The following is a 21186-nucleotide window of genomic DNA, read 5'->3' on the forward strand; positions in this document are numbered from 1 at the left end:
CAGTCTGCCTGCTTCAGGCCACCGGCGGGGGAGGCTCCGCCGCGCCGGTCATGATCGCCACTGCTTCGGTCATCGTGTGCGACTGCGGGGTGATCACCGTGGCCCGCCGCCCGAGCCGTTGGATGTGGATCCGGTCGGCCAGCTCGAAGACGTGCGGCATGTTGTGGCTGATCAGGATCACCGGCAGGCCGCGGTCGCGGACGTCGCGGATGAGCTGCAGCACCCGGTTGCCCTCCTTGACGCCGAGCGCGGCCGTCGGCTCGTCGAGGATCACGACCTTGCTGCCGAACGCCGCCGACCGCGCCACGGCCACGCCCTGCCGCTGCCCGCCGGACAGGCTCTCCACGGCCTGGCCGATGTTCTGCAGCGTGGTGATGCCCAGCTCGGTCATGTGCCGCTGCGCCTCCGCCCGCATGTGCTTGCGGTCGAGCATGCGGAACACCGAGCCGAGCACGCCGGGCTTGCGCTCCTCGCGGCCGAGGAACAGGTTGTCGGCGATGTCGAGGCCCGGGGCCACGGCGAGGGTCTGGTACACGGTCTCGATGCCCGCACGGCGAGCGTCCATCGGGTTGCGGAAGTACACCCGCCTGCCGTCGAGGTAGATCTCCCCCGCGTCCGGGATGAGAGCCCCGCACAGTGCCTTGATCAGGCTGGTCTTGCCCGCGCCGTTGTCGCCGATGATCGCGAGGATCTCGCCGGGGTAGAGCTCGAGGTCGCCGCTCGCGATCGCGGTGACCGGCCCGTACCGCTTGACGAGCCCCCGTGCCTCGAGGACGGGCTGTCTCCCGTTCATGCGCGGACCTTCCTGATCCACTGGTCGATGGACACGGCGACGAGCACCAGCAGGCCGATCGCGAAGCCCTGCCAGACGACGTCGACGCCGCCGAGCTGCAGCCCGTTCTGGAACACGCCGACGATCAGTGCGCCGACGAGGGTGCCCAGCACGAGGCCGCGGCCGCCGAACAGGCTGGTGCCGCCGAGCACGACGGCCGTGATCGAGTTGAGGTTGTACTCGATGCCGACGTTCGGACTGGCGGACGCGAGCCTGCCGATCAGGATCCACGCGCCGATGGCGTATACCAGCCCGGCCACGAGGTACACCGAGAACAGCACCCGGCCGGTGCTGATACCGGCCAGCCGCGCCGCCTCGATGTCGTCGCCGGTGGCGTAGACGTGCCTGCCCCACGCCGTGTAGCCGAGCGCGTAGTGGAAGAACCCGAAGAGCAGCAGCATGAGGATCGACCCGTAGGTGATCCGGAAGTCGCCGATCGGGAACGTCGTGCCCGTCCACGTCAGGAGCGGGGGCATGTCCGTGCCCCGCACGGTCTCGCTGCGCGACACCACCGAGTTGAGCGAGAAGAAGATCGACAGCGTGCCCAGCGTGACGATGAACGGGGGCAGCGCGATCCGGGTCACCAGGAAGCCGTTGAACGCGCCCATGGCCGTGCCGCACACGATCCCGAGCAGCAGCGCGAGGACGCCCGGCATCCCCAGGTCGGTGGCCAGGTTGGCCATGATGATCGAGGAGAACACGGCGATGGCGCCGACGGAGAGGTCGATGCCCGCGGTGAGGATCACCAGCGTCTGGCCGAGCGCCAGCACGGCGATGACGGTGACCTGCTGCATCACGAGACCCAGGTTGGCCGCCGTGAGGAAGCGGTCGCTCACCAGCGAGAACGCGATGATCGCGAGCAGTAGCACGGCCAGCGGGCCGAGGATGGGGCGAGCGTGCAGCACGTGCTGCAGCCGTTGCACCGGGCTGTCGGCCCGTCGCTCCTCGAACCCCTGGGGTGGGCCGGCCTCGGTGATGACCGGGCCCCCCGTGTCGTCGGTATCCGCCACCGGGATCAGCCCCAGCAGTTCTCGAGACCGAACGCGGTGTCCTGGGACTCGACGCCCGGCTGCGGCTCGTCGGTGATGAGCGTGACGCCGGTGTCCACGAAGTCCTTGCCCGCGGTGGGCTGCGCCTCGGCGCCGCTGGACGCGTGCGCGGCGAGCGCCTCGATGCCGAGCGAGGCCATCTTCAGCGGGTACTGCTGCGAGGTGGCCCCGATGATCCCGGCCTTCACGTTCTCGACGCCCGGGCAGCCTCCGTCGACCGACACGATCTCGATGTCGTTCTCCCGACCGGCGGCCTTGATCGCCTCGTAGGCGCCAGCGGCCGCGGGCTCGTTGATCGTGTAGACGAGGTTGATCGACGGGTCGCGCTGCAGCAGGTTCTCCATCGCCGTGCGGCCGCCCTCCTCGGCGCCGTCGGTGACGTCGTGCCCGACGATGCGCGGGTCGGACTCGTCGCCGATCTGCGTGGGGTCGCCGATCTCGATCCCGAAGCCCTGCAGGAAGCCCTGGTCGCGCTGGACGTCGACGGTGGGGCGGTTGGGCGACAGGTCGAGCATCGCGATCCGGGCCTCGGTGCCCTGGGACTCGAACTTCGCCTTCGCCCACTGCCCGACGAGCAGGCCGGCCTGGAAGTTGTCGGTGGCGAAGGTGGCGTCGGCGGCGTCCGGCGGTTCGGTCTGGGTGTCGAGCGCGATGACGTACAGGCCCTGCTGGCGCGCGCGGTCGAGCGTCGGCACGATCGCCGCCGAGTCGTTCGGCGTGATCAGGAAGCCGGCCGCGCCCGCGGAGATCAGCGTCTCGATGGCCTGCACCTGCGACTCGTTGTCGCCGTCCTGGCGGCCCGCGAAGGTCTGCAGCTCGACACCGGCGGCGTCGGCCGCCTGCTGGGCGCCTTCCTTCATCTTGACGAAGAACGGGTTGGTGTCGGTCTTGGTGATGAGGCCGACGACCGGCCGGTCGCCGCCGCCTCCGCCGCCTTCGCCGGACCCGCCACCGCCACCGCACGCGGTGAGGGCGAGCGCCGCCACGGACGCGACGGCGAGCGCCGTGGCCCTGCGGGCCCTCCTTGCCTTGTTCATCGCACGACCTCTCGTCGGCACTGACGTGGGGACAACGTGGTTCGAACTGTGGTCTGGGCCACCCGGGGTCCACAAGAGCCCGTCCCGTCACGAAGTGATCACGCCGGAACTGGCGTTGCCGTCGGGGTGAAGGTTTAGCGTCGGTGGCGTGCGGATCGGGGAGCTGGGGCGACGGGCCGGGGTGAGCACCCGGACGCTGCGCCACTACGAGGAGCTCGGCCTGCTCGAGGCCCGGCGGCGGGCCAACGGCTACCGCGACTACGACGAGCGCGACCTGGCGGTCGTGGCCGAGATCCGGTCGCTGGTGGACCTCGGGTTCGCGCTCGAGGAGACCAGACCGTTCGTCGAGTGCCTGCGCGCGGGCCACCCCACCGGGGCCAGCTGCGCCGGCTCGCGCGCCGTGCAGCTGCGCAAGCTCGCCGAGGTGGACGAATGGCTCGCCCGGCTGCACGCGGTGCGCCGCGAGCTCGTGGCCCAGCTCGCCGACCCACCCGCCCCGCGCTGCCACTTCTCGGAGGAGAACTGATGATCATCACGGTGTCCGACGACACGTTCGACGAGCTCGTGGCGCGCGCCGAGCTGCCGGTGCTGCTGGACTTCACGGCCGACTGGTGCCCGCCCTGCAAGATGATCAAGCCCGTGCTGCGCGAGCTGGCCGCCGAGCTGGCGGGGCAGCTGGTCGTCGCGGAGCTCGACGTCGACGTCAACCCCCGAACCGCGCAGGCGGCCGGGGTGCTCGGGATGCCCACGCTCAACCTCTACGTCGGCGGGCAGGTCGTCACGCAGGTGGTCGGGGCGCGGCCGAAGGCGGCGATCCTGCGGGCGATCGCCGGGCACCTGCCGCAGCCGGTTCAGTGATGGTCCGGTGAGGCCCCGAGCAGGTGCGGGCCGTACCAGGCGCCCGCAACCGGGCCCACCACCAGTGCGGTGATCATCGGCGAGTAGGCCGGCGAACGCGACCGGCACCGCGAGGACGACGTAGGCCGACGTAGGCCGACGTCACTCGGGCCGTCGTCCGGTGGACCGCCCCCAGCGGGCACGCCGCGGCGAGGAGCAGGCCCGCGATCGCGCCGGACGCCGCCCCCGCCACGGCGCCGACCCCGATCGACCGCCGGACCACCGTCGCGGTCGAGACCCGGCGGGGAGGCATGCGGAGATGATGGCGCCCCGGGACGGCGCCGCCTTGGTGCTTCTACCGAGCAGCGTCCACCCGGTACCGGAGGGAAGCCCTACCCTCCGCGGACGTGGAGTTGTCGGACGTCGTGCGGGCCAAGGCGGAGCAGGCGGGCGCCCCCGCGTGGGTGGCGGGGCTGCCCGAGCTGGTGGCCGGGCTGGAGCGAGACTGGGGCATCACCACCGGGCGTGCGTACCCCGACCCCACCGAGGCCTACGTCGTCGAGGCCGAGCTCGCCGACGGCGCGCCCGCCGTGCTGAAGCTGCTCGTCCCCCGCCCCGGCCCGGCCGCCCACGAGGAGATCACCGTGCTGCGGCTCGCCGATGGCGCGGGCTGCGTGCGACTGCTCGCGTCCGACGCCGAGCGCGGTGCCCTGCTGCTCGACCGGCTCGGCCCGTCGCTGTACGAGCTGGGCGTCCCCCTCGAGGGGCGGCTGGAGATCATGTGCGCGCTCGCGGCCCGGCTGTGGCGGCCCGCCCCGGACTCCGGCCTGCGCCCGGGCGCGGAGAAGGCCCGGTGGCTCGCCGACCACATCGTCCGCATGTGGTCCGAGCTGGGCGCGCCGTGCTGCCGGGCCGCCGTCGACCACGCCCTCCGGTGCGCGGACCGGAGGGCCGCCGCGCACTCACCGGACCGGGCGGTGCTCGTGCACGGCGACGTGCACCAGTGGAACACCCTGCAGACCCGCGACGGCGGGTTCGCCCTGGTCGACCCGGACGGTCTGCTCGCCGAGCCGGAGTACGACCTCGGGATCCTCATGCGCGAGGACCCGGTGGAGCTGATGGCGGGCGACCCGCGCGAGCGCGCCCGGTGGCTGGCCGCCCGCACCGGCTGCGACCCGGAGGCGATCTGGGAGTGGGGTGTGGTCGAGCGCGTCTCGACGGGCCTGCTGGCCACGTCGATCGGCCTGCAACCGGTGGGTGCGCAGATGCTGGCGGCGGCGGACGCGATCGCACAGGGGTGAGGTGTCTCCCCGCTCCCGTATGCCAGCAAGGTGGCCATACTGGCGCAATGGGCCAGCAAAGCCACCTTGCTGGCATTCCGGGGCCCCGTGGTGTGACCGATTCGCCTGGTCGGGCGGTTGAGACGATCTCGAACGTCTGTTCGACTGTCGGGGTGGCCTGGAGCAACCCGGACGTCCCGTGGCACGAGCTGGAGGCGGCGCTGTCGGGGCGCACGCGCGACGCGCCGAACCTCGCGGGCCCGCCCGACGGGGGCGACAGCCCGGCGTGGTCGCGCAAGCGCGAACCCTACGTCCCGCCGCCGATCGCCGATCCGGGCGAGCGCGTGCCGTACGCCGAGCTGCACTGCCACTCCAACTTCAGCTTCCTCGACGGCGCGAGCCACCCGGAGGAGCTGGTGGAGGAGGCCGCGCGGCTGGGGCTCGACGCGATCGCGCTCACCGACCACGACGGCATGTACGGGGTGGTCCGGTTCGCCGAGGCGGCTGCTGAGCTGGGGGTGCGCACGGCCTTCGGCGCCGAGCTCTCGCTGGGGCTCACCGCGCCGCAGAACGGCGTGGCCGACCCGGAGGGCAGCCACCTGCTCCTGCTCGCCCGCGACCCCGAGGGCTACCGCGCGCTCTGCCGCACGATCAGCACGGCCCAGCTGCGCGGGCAGGAGAAGGGGCGGCCGGTCTACGACCCAGACGAGGTCGTGGCCGACACCGCGGGGCAGGTCGTGGTGCTCACCGGCTGCCGCAAGGGCGGGGTGCGGCAGGCGTTGCGCGCGGGCGGGCGCGACGCCGCGGGCAAGGAGCTGCGCCGGCTCGTCGAGCGGTTCGGGGCCGACCACGTGGCCGTCGAGCTCACCCACGCCGCGCTGCCCACCGACACCGAGCTGAACGACGTGCTGGCCGAGCTGGCCCTCGATGCCGGGCTGCCCACGGTGGCCACCACGGCGGCCCACTACGCCACCCCGCGACGGTTCCCGCTGGCCACGGCGCTGGCCGCGGTGCGGTCCCGGCGCAGCCTCGACGAGGCCGACGGCTGGCTCCCGCCTGCGGGCACCGCCCACCTGCGCTCCGGTGCGGAGATGGCGGCCCGGTTCGACGGCCGCTACCCCGGGGCGGTGGCGCGGGCGGCGGAGCTGGGCACCGCGTGCGCGTTCCCGATCCGCCTCGTCGCGCCGGACCTCCCCCCGTTCGACGTCCCGCCGGGCCACGACGAGGCGAGCTGGCTGTGGGAGCTGATCCGGCGTGGCATGGCGGTGCGCTACGGCAGCCACGCCGAGCGGCCCGAGGCCGTCGAGACGATCCGGCGCGAGTTCGAGATCATCAAGCAGAAGAACTTCCCCGGGTACTTCCTGATCGTCCACGACATCGTGGAGTTCTGCCGCAAGGCCGACATCCTCTGCCAGGGCCGTGGTTCGGCCGCCAACTCGGCCGTCTGTTACGCGCTGGGCATCACCAACGTCGACGCCGTGGCGATGGGGCTGCTGTTCGAGCGCTTCCTGTCCCCGGCCCGCGAGGGCTACCCCGACATCGACCTCGACATCGAGTCCGGCCGCCGCGAGGAGGTCATCCAGTACGTCTACGCCAAGTACGGGCGCGGGTGCGCGGCGCAGGTCGCCAACGTGATCAGCTACCGGCCGCGTTCGGCCGTCCGCGACATGGCCAAGGCGCTCGGGTTCTCGCCGGGCCAGCAGGACGCGTGGAGCAAGCAGATCGAACGGTGGGCGGGGCCGGTCGCCGACGCCCCGGCCGGCATGCCCGACCAGGTCACGGAGCTGGCCAACCAGCTGCTCGGCTTCCCGCGCCACCTGGGCATCCACTCCGGCGGCATGGTGATCTGCGACCGGCCGGTGTCGGAGGTGGTGCCCGTCGAGTGGGCGCGCATGCCCGGCCGCACCGTGGTGCAGTGGGACAAGGACGACTGCGCGTACGCAGGCCTGGTCAAGTTCGACCTGCTCGGGCTGGGCATGCTCACCGCCCTGCACCTGATGCTCGACCTGGTCGAGGAGCACCACGGGAAGCGGATCCAGCTCCACGAGCTGCAGCCCACCGACCCGGAGGTCTTCGCGATGCTCTCGCGCGCCGACTCGGTGGGGGTGTTCCAGGTGGAGTCGCGGGCGCAGATGGCCACCTTGCCGCGCCTGCGGCCGCGGGAGTTCTACGACCTCGTGGTGGAGGTCGCGCTGATCCGTCCCGGCCCCATCCAGGGCGGCTCCGTGCACCCCTACGTCCGGCGGCGCAACGGGCTGGAGGAGTGGGACTACGACCACCCGCTGCTCAAGGGCGCGCTGGAGAAGACGCTGGGTGTGCCGCTGTTCCAGGAGCAGCTCATGCAGATCGCGGTGGACGTCGCCGGGTTCTCCGCCGCCGACGCCGATGAGCTGCGCCGCGCTATGGGGGCCAAGCGGTCGGAGGAGAAGATGGAGCGGCTGCGCGACCGCTTCTTCTCCGGGATGGCGGCCAACGGCATCACCGGTGAGGTGGCCGAGGGGATCTTCCGCAAGATGATCGCGTTCGCCAACTTCGGCTTCCCGGAGAGCCACGCGATCAGCTTCGCGTCGCTGGTCTATTACAGCGCCTGGTTCAAGCTCTACTACCCGGCCGCGTTCTGCGCGGCGCTGCTCAACGCCCAGCCGATGGGCTTCTACTCGCCGCAGTCGCTGGTGGCCGACGCGCGCAGGCACGGGGTGCTCACCCGCGGCGCCGACGTCAACCTCGGGCGGGCCGAGGCCACCCTGCAGCCCGACCCGCTCTCCACCGGTGGCCAGGCCATCCGGCTGGGGCTCGCCGAGGTGCGCGGCATCGGCGTCGAGCCGGCCGAGCGGATCGACGCCGAGCGCAACCGCGGCGGCCCCTACGCCGACCTCGCCGACCTCGCCCGCCGCGTGCGGCTCACCGTGCCGCAGGCCGAGGCGCTGGCCACCGCGGGCGCGTTCGGCAGCTTCGGGATCGACCGCCGGTCGGCGCTGTGGGCGGCCGGGGTGGTGGCGGCCGTGCGGCCCGAGCAGCTGCCCGGCACCGCCGTCGGGCTGGAGGCGCCCGCCCTGCCCGGGCTCACCGACGTCGAGCTCACCGCCGCCGACGTGTGGGCCACCGGGGTCTCGCCCGGCGCCCACCCGATGCAGCACCTGCGCGAGCGGCTCGAGCGCCTCGGCGCCGTCCGCATCGACGCCCTCGACGCCATCGGCCGCTCCGTCGACCCCGAGCACGGCATGCCGCGGGTGCTGGTCGGCGGGCTCGTCACCCACCGGCAGCGCCCGGCCACCGCCCGCGGCGTCACCTTCCTCAACCTGGAGGACGAGAGCGGCATGCTCAACGTCACCTGCTCGGAGGGGCTGTGGGCGCGCTACCGCACGGTGGCGGTGAGCAGCTCGGCGCTGCTGGTGCGCGGCCGGCTGGAACGCAGCCCCGAGGGCGTGCTCAACCTGGTGGCCGACCGCCTGCAGAAGCTGGCCCTCACGGTGCCGGTGAAGTCGCGCGACTTCCGCTGACCCGCTCGCACACCGACACCCGCGCCCGCACACCAGTTGCAGTCGGTGTGTCAGCACCGGAGTCGGTGTGCGAGCCCCACAATCGATGTGCCCCGGCTGCGACAGTTGTCGGTCGGCCCGTGGCGCACCGGCCGATGGACACCGCCCGGTGGGCTGGGAGGATGGGTTCGTGACGGCGACGGTGATGGATGGCAGGGCCACGTTGCAGGAGCTGCTCGGCGAGCTCGCGGGCCGGGTCGAGAAGCTGAAGGCGAACGGCGTGACACCGGGTCTCGGCACGCTCCTCGTCGGCGACGACCCGGGCTCGCACTCCTACGTGCGCGGCAAGCACCGCGACTGCGCGAAGGTCGGGATCACGTCGATCCAGCGGGAGCTGCCGGCCGACGCGAGCCAGGCCGACGTCGAGCGGGCCGTCGACGAGCTGAACGCCGACCCGGCCTGCACCGGGTTCATCGTGCAGCTGCCGCTGCCGAAGGGCCTCGACGCGGGTGCCGCGCTGGGCCGGATCGACCCGATGAAGGACGCCGACGGCCTGGCGCCGGTGAGCCTGGGCCGCCTCGTGCTCGGCGAGCCGGGGCCGCTGCCGTGCACGCCACGGGGCATCGTCGAGCTGTGCCGCCGCTACGGCGTGGAGCTGAACGGCGCGCGGGTCACCGTGGTCGGCCGCGGGGTCACGGTCGGGCGGCCGCTGGGGCTGCTGCTCACTCGCCGGTCCGAGAACGCCACCGTCACGCTGTGCCACACCGGCACCAAGGACCTCGCCGAGGAGGTGCGCCGCGCCGACGTCGTGGTGGCGGCCGCCGGCGTGCAGGGCCTGATCACCGCCGACATGGTGCGGCCAGGGGCCACCGTCCTGGACGTCGGTGTCACGCGCACCGACGCCGGGCTGGTCGGCGACGTCGCGCCGGAGGTGGCCGAGGTGGCCGGGCTGATCGCGCCGATGCCGGGCGGGGTCGGGCCGATGACGCGGGCGATGCTGCTGACCAACGTGGTCGAGGCGGCCGAGCGGGCATGACCGCGCTCCGCTCCCGGCTGCCGGTGCACGCGCCGATGACGTTCGTGCTGCTCATCGCGGCAGCGGGCATGGTCAGGACGCTCACGCAGCACTGGCGGGAGGGGGCGGTGCTGCTGGGCGGCGCCCTGATCGTGGCGGCGGTGCTGCGGTTGCTGCTGCCGACCGACCGGGTCGGCCTGCTGGCGATCCGCAGCCGCCCGATCGACGTCCTCTGCTACGGGGGCCTGGGGATGGTGATCGCCGTGCTGGCCATGACGATCACCGCGAGCCTGCTCTCCGGCGGGCCGGCGTGACGCAGCGGCGACTGCGGCCGCTGCGGCCCGAGGAGCTCGACGCCGAGCAGCGGGCGGTGTACGACGCGCTCGCCGACCCGCCCGGCCGGGTGCGCCTCGCCGCCGACGGGAGCCTGCAGGGTCCCTTCGACGCGATGCTGCGTGCGCCGCGGTCGGGTGCCGCGCTGCAGACGGTGGGGGCAGCGCTGCGGTACCGCAGCGTGCTGCCCGAGCGGATCCGCGAGCTCGCCACGCTCCAGGTGGCCGCGCACCACCGGTCGGCCTTCGAGTGGCACGCCCACGCCCCGCTCGCGGCCGCGGCCGGCCTGCCCGCGGCGCTGCTGGAGGCGATCCGCACCGGCAGTCCCGTCGAGCCCGACGACCCGGCCGAGCGGGCGGCCGCCACCGCCGTGTCGCAGCTGCTCACCACCGGCGACGTCGCCGACGACGCGTGGGCGGCGGCCGTCGGGGCGCTCGGCGAGGCGGGCGCGGTGGAGCTCACCACGCTGGTCGGCTACTACTCGCTCCTCGCGATGCAGATGCGTGTGCTGCGGGTGCCGTTGCCCGACGGCGCCGCCGCGGTGGAGTTCCCGGCCTGAGCGGCAGCTGGGCAGGAAAGCCACATTCAGGGCCGGAGAGGCCCTGAATGTGGCTTTCCTGAACTCACGGGGCCTCGGGCGTAGAGCGTCCGCACCAGGTCCTCGATCGACGGCTCGTCGACCGCGACGTCGCGCAGCTCGCAACGCCGGCCCACGGCCGCGATCAGCTCGGCGGCCGTGGTGGCGGCGGGCGAGAACTCCAGGCGCTGGCGCATCCCCTGCGCCTCCACCGCAACGTCGACGACGCCGTCCAGCCCGAGCAGCGGGGGTGCCGGCTCGGCGAGCTCCACCACGAGCGTCCGGTTCCCGGCGAACCGGCGCCGCAGCGCGCCCAGGTCGTCGTCGACGAGCACCCGGCCCTGATCGATGACGACGACCCGGCGGCACAGCCGTTCGACGTCGGGCAGGTCGTGCGTGGTGAGCAGGAGGGTGACCTCGCCGCGCGCGTTGACGGCCGCGAGGAACGAGCGCAGCCGCTCCTTGCTCGCGAGGTCGAGGCCGATCGTGGGCTCGTCGAGCACGAGCAGCCGCGGGGAGTGCAGCAGGGCGGCGGTCACCTCGCCGCGCATCCGCTGGCCCAGCGACAGCTGTCGCACCGGCGTGGCGAGGAACCCGGCCATGTCCAGCATCTCGACGCACTCGTCGAGCCGCTCCCGGTAGCGGGCCTGCGGCACACGGTGGATCGCGGCGTGCAGGTCGAAGCTGTCGGCGAGGGGCAGGTCCCACCACAGCTGGCTGCGCTGCCCGAACACCACGCCGATGCGGCGGGCGAGCTCGCGGCGCTCCCGCACCGGGTCCAGCCCGCACACCGTGGCGCGTCCCGCGGTCGGGACGAGCACGCCGGTGAGCATCTTGATCGTGGTCGACTTGCCCGCGCCGTTCGGCCCGAGGAAGCCGACGGCCTCGCCCGGCTCGACGTCGAGCGTGACGCCGCTGACCGCCGTGACGCGGCGCCTGCGCAGCCGGGTGCCGACCAGGTAGTCGCGCCGCAGGTCCTCGGTGCTGATGATCATGATCCTGTCCCCTGGTAGTGCCGGACGCCTGCGCGCCAGATCCACCCCGCGACCGCCACCGCGATCACGGCCACGAGCGGCGAACTCCACTGCAGCGCCGCCGGGAGCCCGAGCGGGTCGGGCCTGCCGAGCAGCCCGAGCGCCGGGAAGTACCCCACGAACGCGGCGGGCACCGCGTAGCAGAGCGCCCGCCGCAGCCACGGGCCGTAGATGGTGATCGGGTACGAGGTGGAGAAGCTGGAGCCGTAGGTGAACGAGTTCGCCATCTCGCGCCCGTCGACGATCCAGAACGAGACCGAGTTGGCGGCCACGAAGATCGCGGAGATGATCACCGCCCCGCTGATCGGGGCGATCACGGCGAGCAGCGCCCGGGCGGGCGTCCAGGGCAGGTCGAGGGTGGCCAGCGACCAGCCCAGCACCAGCAGCCCGGAGGCCACGCGGCCGATCCGCTTGAGCGCGACGTCGGCCGAGAGCAGCTGCGGGAGTGTGCCGAGGGGGCGCAGGAGCATGACGTCGAACTCGCCGGTTCGGATGAAGGTGGCGAGCTCCTCCACCTGGCCGACGGTGAGGTCCGCGAGCCCGAACGCGGTGGCCGCCAGCCCGTAGAGCAGCAGCACCTCCGGCGCCGAGAAGCCGCCGAGCGCGGTGACCTGGGTGAACAGCACGAGTATCGCGACGAGCTCGATGCTCTGCCCGAGGAACTGCGCGATCACGTCCAGTGCGAACGAGGTGCGGTAGGTGAGCTGGCCGCGCACGCGCGAGCCGATGATCCGCAGGTAGATGCGTTGCCGGTCAGCCACCCTGCACCACCAGCCTGCGGGCACCCCGCACGAGCACGACCCGTCCGACCAGGAACAGCAGCCCGGCCCACAGCACCTGCGTGGCCAGCAGCGCCGCGGCGTCGCCCCGCTCGGTGAACACGTCGATCGGGGTCTGGAACAGCGCCGGGAACGGCGTCCAGGACAGCAGCGCCTGCGCCCACGCCGGGAACCAGGACAGGGGCAGCACCAGCCCGGACAGCACCCCGCCCACGGCGCCCCACACCCCGATCAGGCCGCGCACGTCCAGCAGCCAGAACGCGGCCGCGTTCATCAGGAAGCGGACGCCGAAGCTCACCACCACCGCGAGCGTGAGGGACACCGCGAACAGCAGGATCGTCTCCGGGCGCTCCGGCCAGCGGAACGGGAAGAACAGCGCCCCGATCGCCATCGGCGGCAGCAGCCGGATGAGCAGCGCGTGGGCGGCGCGGCCCAGGTCGGTGGCCAGCAGGGCGAGCTGCAGGTCCCACGGGCGACCGAGGTCGACGACGACGTCCCCGGTGCGGATGCGGCGCGACAGTTCCGTGTCGCCCCACAGCAGCACGATCCCGAGCAGGCCCTGGCCGAGCCAGACGTAGGTGACGGCGGCCGCGAGGTCGTAGCCGGCCACCGTGCCGCGCTCGGCGAGCACCGCGGTGAGGACGGCGGCCCGGAGCAGCCCGAAGACGACGTTCGCGCAGAGTCCGGCGAGGGAGGCCTGACGGTAACCGGCGTGGCGGCGGTAGCCCGCGCGCAGCAGCTGGGGGTACGGCGCGAGCACGTCGGTCCACGCTACGGCCGGACGCAACCGGTTTTCGTCAGCAGTCGCGCATGATCCGCTCGACCTGCTCGTCGGTGAGCGCGGGCACCGGCAGCGGGTGGGCCGCGGGCGCGCGCAGCCCGTCGAGGACGAACCCGAGGTGCCGCCGCCACGCCTGCGGCTCGACGTCACCGGTGGCCTCGATCGTCCGGCTGATCGCCCAGATCACGAAGGCCATGTCGGCCAGCACGAAGTCTCCTCGCAGCGCCCCGGCGCGCTTGGCGCGTTCGACGACCTCGGTCATGAGCGCGTACCCGCGCTCCAGGTCCGAGGTGGGTGCGGCCTGCGGGATGCTGCGCGCCGACAGGTCGTTGTAGCCGCGGTCGGCGGCCTGCATCCGGCAGGTCTGCTCCACGAAGTGGACGAAGCCGTCCCACGGGTCGTCCATGGCGAGCGCGTGCTCGCAGATCCCCACGACCGTGTCGGCGCGGTCGGTGAACACCGCGGCGACCAGGTCGGCCCTGGTGGGGAACCTGTTGTAGAGCGTGCCGATGCTCACGCCCGCCCGGCGGGCGACCTCGTCGAGCGCGACGTCGAGCCCGCGCTCGGCGAACACGGCGCGGGCGGCCTCGACGAGCCGCTCGCGGTTGCGCTGGGCGTCCTTGCGTAGGGCCATGTGCCTTCCCGGAAGTTGACGACGTCCTCACGTTACCGGTAGGAAGTTGAGTATGACCTCAAGTTCCAAGGTGATCGTGGTCCTCGGCGCGGGTCCGGGCCTCGGCATGTCGATGGCGCGGCGGTTCGGGAGGGAGGGCTTCGCGGTGGCGCTCGTGTCGCGCTCCGACGCCCGGCACGCCGCCTACCGGACGCAGCTCGCGGCCGACGACATCGAGGCCCGCAGCTACGTCGCGGACGTCACCGACCCGGCGCAGGTGCGCGACGTGCTCGACCGGATCGCCGCCGACCTCGGCGACATCGACACGGTGTACTACGGACCGGCCGCCGTGGACATCGGATCGGGCATCGTGCCGCTGCCCGACGCCGGCGCGGCACAGGTGCGGGCATCCTTCGAGCCCGTGGTGCTGCCCGCCGTGGACGTCGTCGCCGCGGTGCTGCCACGCATGCTGGAGCGCGGTGACGGCGCCCTGTTCTTCGGTAGTGGCCTCAGCGGCCTGCGGCCGATGCCGATGCTGGGCACGCTCGCCCCGGCGTCCGCCGCGCTGCGCATGTACGTCCTCACGCTCGCCGCGGCGGTGCGGGACCGGGGCGTGTACGCGGCCACCCTCACGATCGGGGGCAGCGTCGAGCGCGGCGACATCCACCGCATGTTCCACGGGCAGGACGGGCCGGTGCCGGGCTCGCTCGACCCGGATGAGATCGCTGACCGGGCGTGGCGGATGTACGTGTCCCGCGACGAGGCGGAGGCGGTGTTCGACGCGCTGGGGTCGGCGGCGTGACGGGGCGTCCCGGGAGGGCAGGAAAGCCACATTCAGGGCCGGAGAGGCCCTGAATGTGGCTTTCCTGAACTACCCCGTGGAGCCTCAGAACTCCGCGAGCACCGCGTTGAAGGTGGCGTTGGGGCGCATCACCTCGTCGGCCTTGGCCCGGTCGACGAAGTAGTAGCCGCCCAGGTCGACCGGCTTGCCCTGCACCCTGTTCAGCTCCTCGACGATCTTCTCCTCGTCGGCGGCGAGCCGCTCGGCGAGCGGTGCGAAGACCGTGGCCAGCTCGGCGTCCTCGGTCTGCTCGGCGAGGGCCCTCGCCCAGTAGAGGGCGAGGTAGAAGTGGCTGCCCCGGTTGTCGAGCTCACCCACGCGCCGCGACGGCGACTTCCCGTTCTCCAGGAGCGCGCCGGTGGCGTCGTCGAGGGCCTTGCCGAGCACCTTCGCGCGCTCGTTGCCGGTCATGTCCCCGAGGAACTCGAGCGAGACGGCCAGTGCGAGGAACTCGCCGAGGGAGTCCCACCGCAGGTGGTTCTCGCGCACGAGCTGCTGGACGTGCTTGGGGGCCGAGCCGCCCGCGCCGGTCTCGAACAGCCCGCCGCCGTTCATCAGAGGCACGATCGAGAGCATCTTGGCGCTGGTGCCGAGCTCGAGGATCGGGAAGAGGTCGGTGAGGTAGTCGCGCAGCACGTTGCCGGTGACGGAGATCGTGTCCTCGCCGCGCTTGGCGCGCTCCAGCGTGTAGCGGGTGGCCTCGGCCACCGGGAGGATCTCGATGGTCAGCCCGTCGGTGTCCTCCTCGGCGAGGTAGGCGCGCACCTTCTCGATCACCTGGGCGTCGTGGCCCCGCGTCTCGTCCAGCCAGAACACGGCGGGCCAGCCGGTGGCCCGGGCGCGGGAGACGGCCAGCTGCACCCAGTTGTGGATCGGGGTGTCCTTGGTCTGGCAGGCGCGCCAGATGTCACCGGCCGCGACCTCGTGCTCGAGCAGCGTGGTGCCGGAGGCGTCGACGACCCGCACGGTGCCGGGCGCCTCGATCTCGAACGTCTTGTCGTGGCTGCCGTACTCCTCGGCCTTCTGCGCCATCAGCCCGACGTTGGGCACGGTGCCCATCGTGGTGGGGTCGAACGCGCCGTGCTCCTTGCAGAACGCGACGGTCTCGGCGTAGAGCGGGGCGTAGGACGAGTCCGGGATCACGAACTTCGTGTCCTGCAGCTCGCCCTTGGCGTTCCACATCTGCCCGGACGAGCGGATCGCCGCCGGCATCGAGGCGTCGATGATGACGTCGCTCGGGACGTGCAGGTTGGTGATGCCTCGGTCGGAGTCGACCATCGCGAGGCCGGGGCCCCGCTCGTAGGTGGCCGCGATGGCCTGCTCGATGGCCTCCCGCTTCTCCGCAGGCAGCTTCTCGAGCGCGGTGAGGATGCTGGCGAGGCCGTCGTCGGGGTCGGCGCCCACGCTCGCGAGGTCGTCGCCGTACCGGGCGAAGACGTCGGCGAAGTAGGTCTGCACGGCGTGCCCGAACAGCACCGGGTCGGAGACCTTCATCATCGTGGCCTTGAGGTGCACCGAGAACAGCACACCCGCGTCCTTGGCCTCGGCGACCTGCTCCGCGAGGAACGTCCGCAGCGCGTCGGCGCGCATGACGGCGGCGTCGACGACCTCGCCCTCCAGCACGGGCAGCGACTCCTTGAGCACGGTGACGGTGCCGTCGGCGGCCACGTGCTCGATCCGCAGCTCATCGGCCTGCGCCATGGTGACCGAGCGTTCGGAGTGCCGGAAGTCGCCCTCGGACATCGTGGAGACGTGCGAGGCGGAGTCGGACGACCACTCGCCCATCGAGTGCGGGTGCTTCTTCGCGTAGTTCTTCACCGACGCGGGCGCTCGGCGGTCGGAGTTGCCCTCGCGCAGGACCGGGTTGACGGCGCTGCCCTTCACCGCGTCGTAGGCGGCGCGGGCGGCCCGCTCGTCGTCGGTCCTGGGGTCGTCCGGGTAGTCCGGGATCGCGTGGCCGGCGGCCTGCAGCTCCTTGATCGCGGCTTTCAGCTGCGGGATCGAGGCGCTGATGTTCGGCAGCTTGATGATGTTGGCGTCCGGGGTCTTCGCGAGCTCACCCAGCTCGGCCAGCGCGTCGGGCACGAGGTCGAACGCCGCGAGGATGCGCCCGGCCAGTGAGATGTCGCGCGTCTCGACCTCGACGCCTGCTTTGCCCGCGTACGCCTCGATGATCGGCAGGAACGAATGCGTGGCCAGCGCGGGCGCCTCGTCGGTGTAGGTGTAGATGACCTTCATCTTCTGCTTCGGCCTGCCTCTGGACGTGGGGTTTTGACGTGAACACGCTATCCCGAACGGCGAGTGCACCGCGTCATGAGGCGCCCGAGGCCACACGCCCGCTACCGTGGGTTTCGACACCGTCTCGGGGAGGCACGTCCGTGGCCAGGATCACCGTTCCCAAGCTGGAGGCGTCCAGCTTCAAGGGGTGGACGTTCGTGCTGATCGCGGGGGTCGTGCTGGCGTTGCTCGCGATCATCGACCGTGGCGGGCTGAGCGCGATCACGGTCTCCGACGGCTCCACCGGATGCCAGCTGGAGGTCACCACCGACCAGCTGAACGTCCGCAACGGGCCGAGCCCGGGCGCGGCGCTCATCGAGACGTTGCCGCGGGGCACCCGCGTCGACGGCACCCGCGTGGTCACCGACGGGTTCCGGCAGCTGGAGGAGGGACGCTGGGCGGCGTCGCAGTTCCTCACGCCGTTGCCCGGCACGAACTGCGCCTGAGCGTGCTGGTCGCCCGCTCGTCCACCCCTGTTCCGGCATGACCGGGCTCAGTCCCACCCGCGTGATCGGCGGGAGGTACGTGGTGCTCGGTGCCATCGACACCGCGGCGGACGGGCCGGTGTGGCGCGCCGCCGACCGCGTCACGGGCAACGAGGTGGCCGTGGCGCAGCTGTGCCTGCCCGCCGACCAGGACGAGCGGCGGCACGCCCGCGAGCAGGTGCTACGCGCGGCGCGGGCCGCGGGCCGGCTGGAGCAAGCCGGGCTCGTGGCCATCCACGACGTGGTCACCGACGGCGAGGTCGACCACGTCGTCACCGAGCTCGTCGACGCGCCCACGCTCGGCGAGCGGGTGGCCACCGGCGGCCCGCTCGACGAGCCCGCGGCGTCGGCGTTGGCGCGGCAGCTGGCCGCGGCATTGCAGGCCGTGCACGCGGCCGGGGTCGTGCACGGCGACGTCGGGCCGCACACCGTGCTGCTCGCCCCGGACGGCACGGCGCGGCTGGCCCGGGCGGGGGTCGCCGAGGCCGTCGACCCGCGGCGCGCCACCCGCGGTCCCGCCTTCCTGGCGCCCGAGCTGCGCGCCGGCGGACCGGCCACCGCGGAGTCGGACCTCTGGGCGTGCGGCGCGGTGCTGCACCTCGCCGTGCTCGGGCGCCCGCCGGCTGACGATTCCGTCCCGGTGCTCGGAGGCGGCGCGCTCGCGGACGTCGTCACCGGGCTGCTGCGGCCCGACGCGCACGAACGGCCCACGGCCCGCCAGGTGGTGGCCGCGCTCGACGCCGCCCGCGAGCTCGCCGGCATCGAATCCGGCCGGGGTCACCGCTGGTGGTGGGCGCTCTCGGGCGCCCTGCTGGGCGTGCTGGCCGGCTCGGTGCTCGGGTTCGCGCTGTCCGGACCGCGGCTGCCCACGTTCACCTACGGACCGGGCGGCGACGTGCGGCCCGCGGGTGCCCTCACCGGCGCCTGCCTCTCCACCGGCCCCGCGCGCGACGCCACGCCCACCGCCGTGGACTGCGCCACACCCCACGCGGCCGAGGTCGTCGCCACCCTCGACCCGTTCGGTGACGGCGCGGCGGCGCACCCGGGCCGCGACGGGCTCGTCCGATTCGCGGCCGGCGCGTGCGGGCCCGCGTTCGAGGCGGTGGTCGAGCCGTCGCGGCGGGAGGGACTGCAGCTCGTGGGGCTGGTGCCGACGGAGGCGGCGTTCGCGGCGGGGGAGCGGGGCGTGCACTGCGTGGTGCGGGCCGCCGACGGGAGCGCGCTCACCGGTTCCCGGGTCGGCTAGCGGAGCAGCTCGAGCGAGACCTGCCACAGCTCCCGGGCGGCATCGGGGTCGAGCGCCCACCGCTTGACGCAGTGGCTGTTGCGCTGCAGGTCGACGTCGTCGGGCACGGTGGCGGCCTCGCGGCCGTCGTCGAGGTAGCGGCCGCCGGTACGGGTGAACGCGGGGTCGGTGGCGGCCACCAGCGTGGTGGCGGCGCCCTGCTGGACGGTCTTGTACGTGAACACGCCCGCGGCCTCCAGCCGGTCGAGGTGGGCTCTCATCTCCGGGGTGAAGTCCCGCTGCAGGCCGGTGACCACCCCGCCGGGGTTCACCGCGTTGGCGACGATCCCGTCGGGCGCCCAGCGCCGGGTGGCCTCCACGGCGAACAGCGAGTTGGCAGTCTTGGACTGCCCGTAGGCGAGCTGGGGGTCGTACGCGCGCCGGGTGGAGTGGATGTCGTCGAACACGACCGGTGAGTACATGTGCGCCCCGGAGGTGAGCGCGACGATCCGGGCCTCGCCGCGCTCGGCAGCGCCGGCCGCGAGGGCGGCGTGCAGGCCGACGGCCAGGGCGAAGTGACCCAGGTGGTTGGTCGCGAACTGCAGCTCCCACCCCTGGGGCGTGCGGGCGAGCGTCGACCGCATGACCCCGGCGTTGTTGATCAGCAGGTGGAGCGGGCCGTGCCAGCCGTCGGCGAAGCGGGCGACGGTGGCGGGGTCGGCCAGTTCCAGGTGGCCGACCCGCACGGCCGGGTTGCCCGTGGTCGCGGCGATGTCGTGGGCGACCTCCGTGCCGGCATCGGTGTCGCGCACGGCGAGGGTGACCTCGGCCCCGGTGGCGGCGAGGGCGCGGGCGGTCTCGCGACCGAGCCCCGACGTGGCGCCGGTGACGACGGCGCGGACGCCGGTGAGGTCGAGCCCGGCGACGATCTCGTCGGCGGTGCTGATCGGTGATGTGCGGGACACCCCGGGAACTATACAAAGTGTGCGGAGTTTGTATAGTTCGTGCATGCGGTCCGACCGGAGGAGCCACGTGCTGGACGCGGCCCTGCAGGTCTTCGCCAGCTACGGCTACCGCAAGGCGTCGATGGAGGACGTCGCGCAGGCGGCCGACATCTCCCGGCCCGGCCTGTACCTCTACTTCTCGTCCAAGCCCGAGCTGTTCCGCGCCACCGTGGAGCACGCGCTCGAGGACAGCGTCGAGGCCGCGCAGCGCGCCCTCGCCGATCCCGACAGGCCGCTGCACGAGCGGTTGATCGAGGCGTTCGACCGGTGGGCCGGGCGCTACGTCGGGCCGATGGCCGACGAGATCGGCGTACTGATCGACTCCAACCCGGAGCTGCTCGGCGCGATGCCGGTCGAGTACCCGGAGCGCTTCCTCGCGATCGTCACCGAGGCCATCGCCGCCGACGGTGACGGCCGCACCCACGTCCCACCGGGCGACGTGGCCGCGACCCTGCACAGCACGGCGTCCGGCATCAAGCACGAGGTGAGCAGCCGCGCCGAGTTCCGGGCGCGCATGACCACCGCGATCGACCTCTACTGCGGCCGGTGACCGGCCCGGGAAACCGGGATGACAGGCGTGGTCTCATGCGGGGGTGAGCACCGCGACCCACCGCAACATCGACCTCGTGGTCGCCGCCCTGACCGCGGGTGGCGCCGACCCTGCCCGGGTGGCCCGGATGCGGGTGCTTCCCGACGCCGTCACCACGGCCGCCGCCGCGGCGGCCGCGCTGGACGTCGAGGTGGGGCAGATCGCGAACTCGCTGGTCTTCGACGCCGACGGCGACCCGCTGCTCGTGCTGACCTCCGGCGCCCACCGGGTGGACACCGCCAAGGTCGCGGAGCTGATCGGCGTGCAGAAGGTGCGGCGGGCGTCGCCCGAGTTCGTGCGCAGCGCCACGGGGCAGGCGATCGGCGGCGTGGCGCCGGTCGGGCACCCCCGGCCGCTGCGCACGCTCGTGGACCGGGCGCTCGAGGCCTACGACGAGGTGTGGGCGGCCGGCGGCATCCCGCACGCGGTGTTCCCGACGACGTTCGCCGAGCTGGTGGCGGTCACGGGCGGCGAGCCGGCCGACGTGGCGTAGACCAGGTGGTGTGGACGAGGGAGGTGGTGCACCAGTGGCGTTCGTCGTCCATCCCGTCACGCCGGACCGGGTCGACGACTTCGTCGCCGTCGCCAACCCCAACCGGCGGGCGAGCCACTGCTGGTGCCTGTCGCACCGGCTCACGGCCCGGGAGATCGCCGAGTTCGGCAACGGGAGTCGCGAGTCGGCGTTCCGAGCCCTCTGCGGCCGGGAGAACCCGCCCGGGGTGATCGGGTACGACGACGGCGAGCCGGTCGCCTGGTGCAGCATCGGCCCGCGCTCGGAGAACACCCGCCTCACCCGGTCCCGGCTGATCCGGCCGCTCGACGACGTGCCGGTGTGGAGCATCATCTGCATCGTCGTCCGGGGCGGCCACCGCAAGCGCGGCTACACGACGCCGTTGATCGACGAAGCGGTCCGGTATGCCGCATCGCGCGGGGCACCGGCGGTCGAGAGCTACCCGGTGGACCCCGGGTCGGGGCGGATCGACCTCACGATGGCGTTCGTCGGCACGCGGGCGATGTTCGAGAAGGCCGGCTTCACGGTCGTCGGGGTCACGGACGCGACGGCCGGCAAGCTGCCGCGCCTCGTCATGCGCCGGACGACCTGAGCCGTCCGTACGTCGC

General features: G+C 73.1%; 22 protein-coding genes. 13 read left to right on the top strand and 9 right to left on the bottom strand.

What is annotated here, in order from left to right:
- Positions 1-13: 13 nt before the first annotated feature.
- Genes ACFPL3_RS02300 through ACFPL3_RS02310 form a run of 3 tightly spaced genes read right to left on the bottom strand, consistent with a single transcriptional unit; the run spans position 14 to position 2918 of the window.
- Complete coding sequence (locus ACFPL3_RS02300) at positions 14-793, bottom strand: ATP-binding cassette domain-containing protein (protein WP_343943668.1); 780 nt, start codon at positions 791-793, stop codon at positions 14-16.
- On the bottom strand, positions 790-1842 hold the full coding sequence (locus ACFPL3_RS02305) for an ABC transporter permease (protein ID WP_343943669.1): 1053 nt from the start codon (positions 1840-1842) through the stop codon (positions 790-792). The genes ACFPL3_RS02300 and ACFPL3_RS02305 overlap by 4 nt, the downstream gene beginning before the upstream one ends.
- A 5-nt stretch (positions 1843-1847) precedes the next feature.
- Positions 1848-2918, bottom strand: a complete 1071-nt coding sequence (locus ACFPL3_RS02310) for a sugar ABC transporter substrate-binding protein (protein ID WP_343943670.1) — start codon at positions 2916-2918, stop codon at positions 1848-1850.
- A gap of 148 nt (positions 2919-3066) precedes the next feature.
- On the opposite strand from ACFPL3_RS02310, the gene ACFPL3_RS02315 reads away from it, so the two are divergent.
- From ACFPL3_RS02315 to ACFPL3_RS02345, 7 genes are all read left to right on the top strand, one after another.
- Positions 3067-3444: a MerR family transcriptional regulator gene (locus ACFPL3_RS02315; protein ID WP_343943671.1), complete on the top strand. Its 378-nt coding sequence runs from the start codon at positions 3067-3069 to the stop codon at positions 3442-3444.
- Entirely contained in the window at positions 3444-3776 is a 333-nt protein-coding gene (locus tag ACFPL3_RS02320) for a thioredoxin family protein (protein ID WP_343943672.1), read from the top strand. The genes ACFPL3_RS02315 and ACFPL3_RS02320 overlap by 1 nt, the downstream gene beginning before the upstream one ends.
- A 386-nt stretch (positions 3777-4162) precedes the next feature.
- Complete coding sequence (locus tag ACFPL3_RS02325) at positions 4163-5056, top strand: aminoglycoside phosphotransferase family protein (RefSeq protein WP_343943673.1); 894 nt, start codon at positions 4163-4165, stop codon at positions 5054-5056.
- A 152-nt stretch (positions 5057-5208) separates the two neighbouring features.
- Positions 5209-8535: an error-prone DNA polymerase gene (locus ACFPL3_RS02330; protein WP_343943674.1), complete on the top strand. Its 3327-nt coding sequence runs from the start codon at positions 5209-5211 to the stop codon at positions 8533-8535.
- 169 nt (positions 8536-8704) lie between these two features.
- Positions 8705-9550: a bifunctional methylenetetrahydrofolate dehydrogenase/methenyltetrahydrofolate cyclohydrolase gene (locus ACFPL3_RS02335; RefSeq protein ID WP_343943675.1), complete on the top strand. Its 846-nt coding sequence runs from the start codon at positions 8705-8707 to the stop codon at positions 9548-9550.
- Positions 9547-9843: a DUF3017 domain-containing protein gene (locus tag ACFPL3_RS02340; RefSeq protein WP_343943676.1), complete on the top strand. Its 297-nt coding sequence runs from the start codon at positions 9547-9549 to the stop codon at positions 9841-9843. The genes ACFPL3_RS02335 and ACFPL3_RS02340 overlap by 4 nt, the downstream gene beginning before the upstream one ends.
- Positions 9840-10421 (top strand): carboxymuconolactone decarboxylase family protein, encoded by a 582-nt coding sequence (locus tag ACFPL3_RS02345; protein WP_343943677.1) that lies wholly within the window; start codon positions 9840-9842, stop codon positions 10419-10421. Before ACFPL3_RS02340 ends, ACFPL3_RS02345 begins: the two co-directional genes overlap by 4 nt.
- A 26-nt stretch (positions 10422-10447) precedes the next feature.
- Here the strand turns inward: ACFPL3_RS02345 and ACFPL3_RS02350 are convergent, their stop codons facing one another.
- The 4 genes from ACFPL3_RS02350 to ACFPL3_RS02365 are packed head-to-tail and all read right to left on the bottom strand — an operon-like array spanning position 10448 to position 13667.
- The gene (locus tag ACFPL3_RS02350; RefSeq protein WP_343943678.1) at positions 10448-11434 is read right to left on the bottom strand and encodes an ABC transporter ATP-binding protein; all 987 of its coding nucleotides are present in this window, start codon (positions 11432-11434) and stop codon (positions 10448-10450) included.
- A complete protein-coding gene (locus ACFPL3_RS02355; RefSeq protein ID WP_343943679.1) occupies positions 11431-12234 on the bottom strand; it encodes an ABC transporter permease in 804 nt (267 codons plus the stop codon). The genes ACFPL3_RS02350 and ACFPL3_RS02355 overlap by 4 nt, the downstream gene beginning before the upstream one ends.
- On the bottom strand, positions 12227-13012 hold the full coding sequence (locus tag ACFPL3_RS02360; protein WP_343943680.1) for an ABC transporter permease: 786 nt from the start codon (positions 13010-13012) through the stop codon (positions 12227-12229). The genes ACFPL3_RS02355 and ACFPL3_RS02360 overlap by 8 nt, the downstream gene beginning before the upstream one ends.
- Before the next feature lie 37 nt (positions 13013-13049).
- Entirely contained in the window at positions 13050-13667 is a 618-nt protein-coding gene (locus tag ACFPL3_RS02365; protein WP_343943681.1) for a TetR/AcrR family transcriptional regulator, read from the bottom strand.
- Between the two features lie 52 nt (positions 13668-13719).
- Here ACFPL3_RS02365 and ACFPL3_RS02370 point away from each other — a divergent pair, with 52 nt between their 5' ends.
- Positions 13720-14448, top strand: coding sequence for an SDR family NAD(P)-dependent oxidoreductase (locus ACFPL3_RS02370; protein ID WP_343943682.1), 729 nt, complete (start codon positions 13720-13722; stop codon positions 14446-14448).
- Positions 14449-14532: 84 nt separating this feature from the next.
- On the opposite strand, the gene ACFPL3_RS02375 is transcribed toward ACFPL3_RS02370, so the two are convergent.
- Positions 14533-16725, bottom strand: coding sequence for an NADP-dependent isocitrate dehydrogenase (locus tag ACFPL3_RS02375; protein WP_343943683.1), 2193 nt, complete (start codon positions 16723-16725; stop codon positions 14533-14535).
- A 140-nt stretch (positions 16726-16865) separates the two neighbouring features.
- Here ACFPL3_RS02375 and ACFPL3_RS02380 point away from each other — a divergent pair, with 140 nt between their 5' ends.
- Together ACFPL3_RS02380 and ACFPL3_RS02385 are read left to right on the top strand one after the other, a co-directional pair.
- Positions 16866-17210 carry an SH3 domain-containing protein gene (locus ACFPL3_RS02380; protein WP_343943684.1) on the top strand — a complete coding sequence of 115 codons (345 nt, stop codon included), beginning with the start codon at positions 16866-16868 and terminating at the stop codon, positions 17208-17210.
- A 37-nt stretch (positions 17211-17247) separates the two neighbouring features.
- Positions 17248-18495, top strand: coding sequence for a protein kinase domain-containing protein (locus ACFPL3_RS02385; protein ID WP_379588357.1), 1248 nt, complete (start codon positions 17248-17250; stop codon positions 18493-18495).
- On the opposite strand, the gene ACFPL3_RS02390 is transcribed toward ACFPL3_RS02385, so the two are convergent.
- On the bottom strand, positions 18492-19439 hold the full coding sequence (locus tag ACFPL3_RS02390; protein WP_343943686.1) for an SDR family NAD(P)-dependent oxidoreductase: 948 nt from the start codon (positions 19437-19439) through the stop codon (positions 18492-18494). The two genes, ACFPL3_RS02385 and ACFPL3_RS02390, sit on opposite strands and share 4 nt — an antisense overlap.
- Before the next feature lie 43 nt (positions 19440-19482).
- On the opposite strand from ACFPL3_RS02390, the gene ACFPL3_RS02395 reads away from it, so the two are divergent.
- The 3 genes from ACFPL3_RS02395 to ACFPL3_RS02405 are packed head-to-tail and all read left to right on the top strand — an operon-like array spanning position 19483 to position 21170.
- Positions 19483-20028 (top strand): TetR/AcrR family transcriptional regulator, encoded by a 546-nt coding sequence (locus ACFPL3_RS02395; RefSeq protein WP_343943687.1) that lies wholly within the window; start codon positions 19483-19485, stop codon positions 20026-20028.
- Between the two features lie 43 nt (positions 20029-20071).
- The gene (locus tag ACFPL3_RS02400) at positions 20072-20560 is read left to right on the top strand and encodes a YbaK/EbsC family protein (RefSeq protein ID WP_379588358.1); all 489 of its coding nucleotides are present in this window, start codon (positions 20072-20074) and stop codon (positions 20558-20560) included.
- A gap of 34 nt (positions 20561-20594) precedes the next feature.
- Positions 20595-21170 carry a GNAT family N-acetyltransferase gene (locus tag ACFPL3_RS02405; protein WP_343943688.1) on the top strand — a complete coding sequence of 192 codons (576 nt, stop codon included), beginning with the start codon at positions 20595-20597 and terminating at the stop codon, positions 21168-21170.
- The last annotated feature ends 16 nt before the right edge of the window (positions 21171-21186 follow it).

Source organism: Pseudonocardia zijingensis (genome assembly GCF_042657305.1).
Classification (GTDB): Bacteria; Actinomycetota; Actinomycetes; order Mycobacteriales; family Pseudonocardiaceae; genus Pseudonocardia; species Pseudonocardia zijingensis.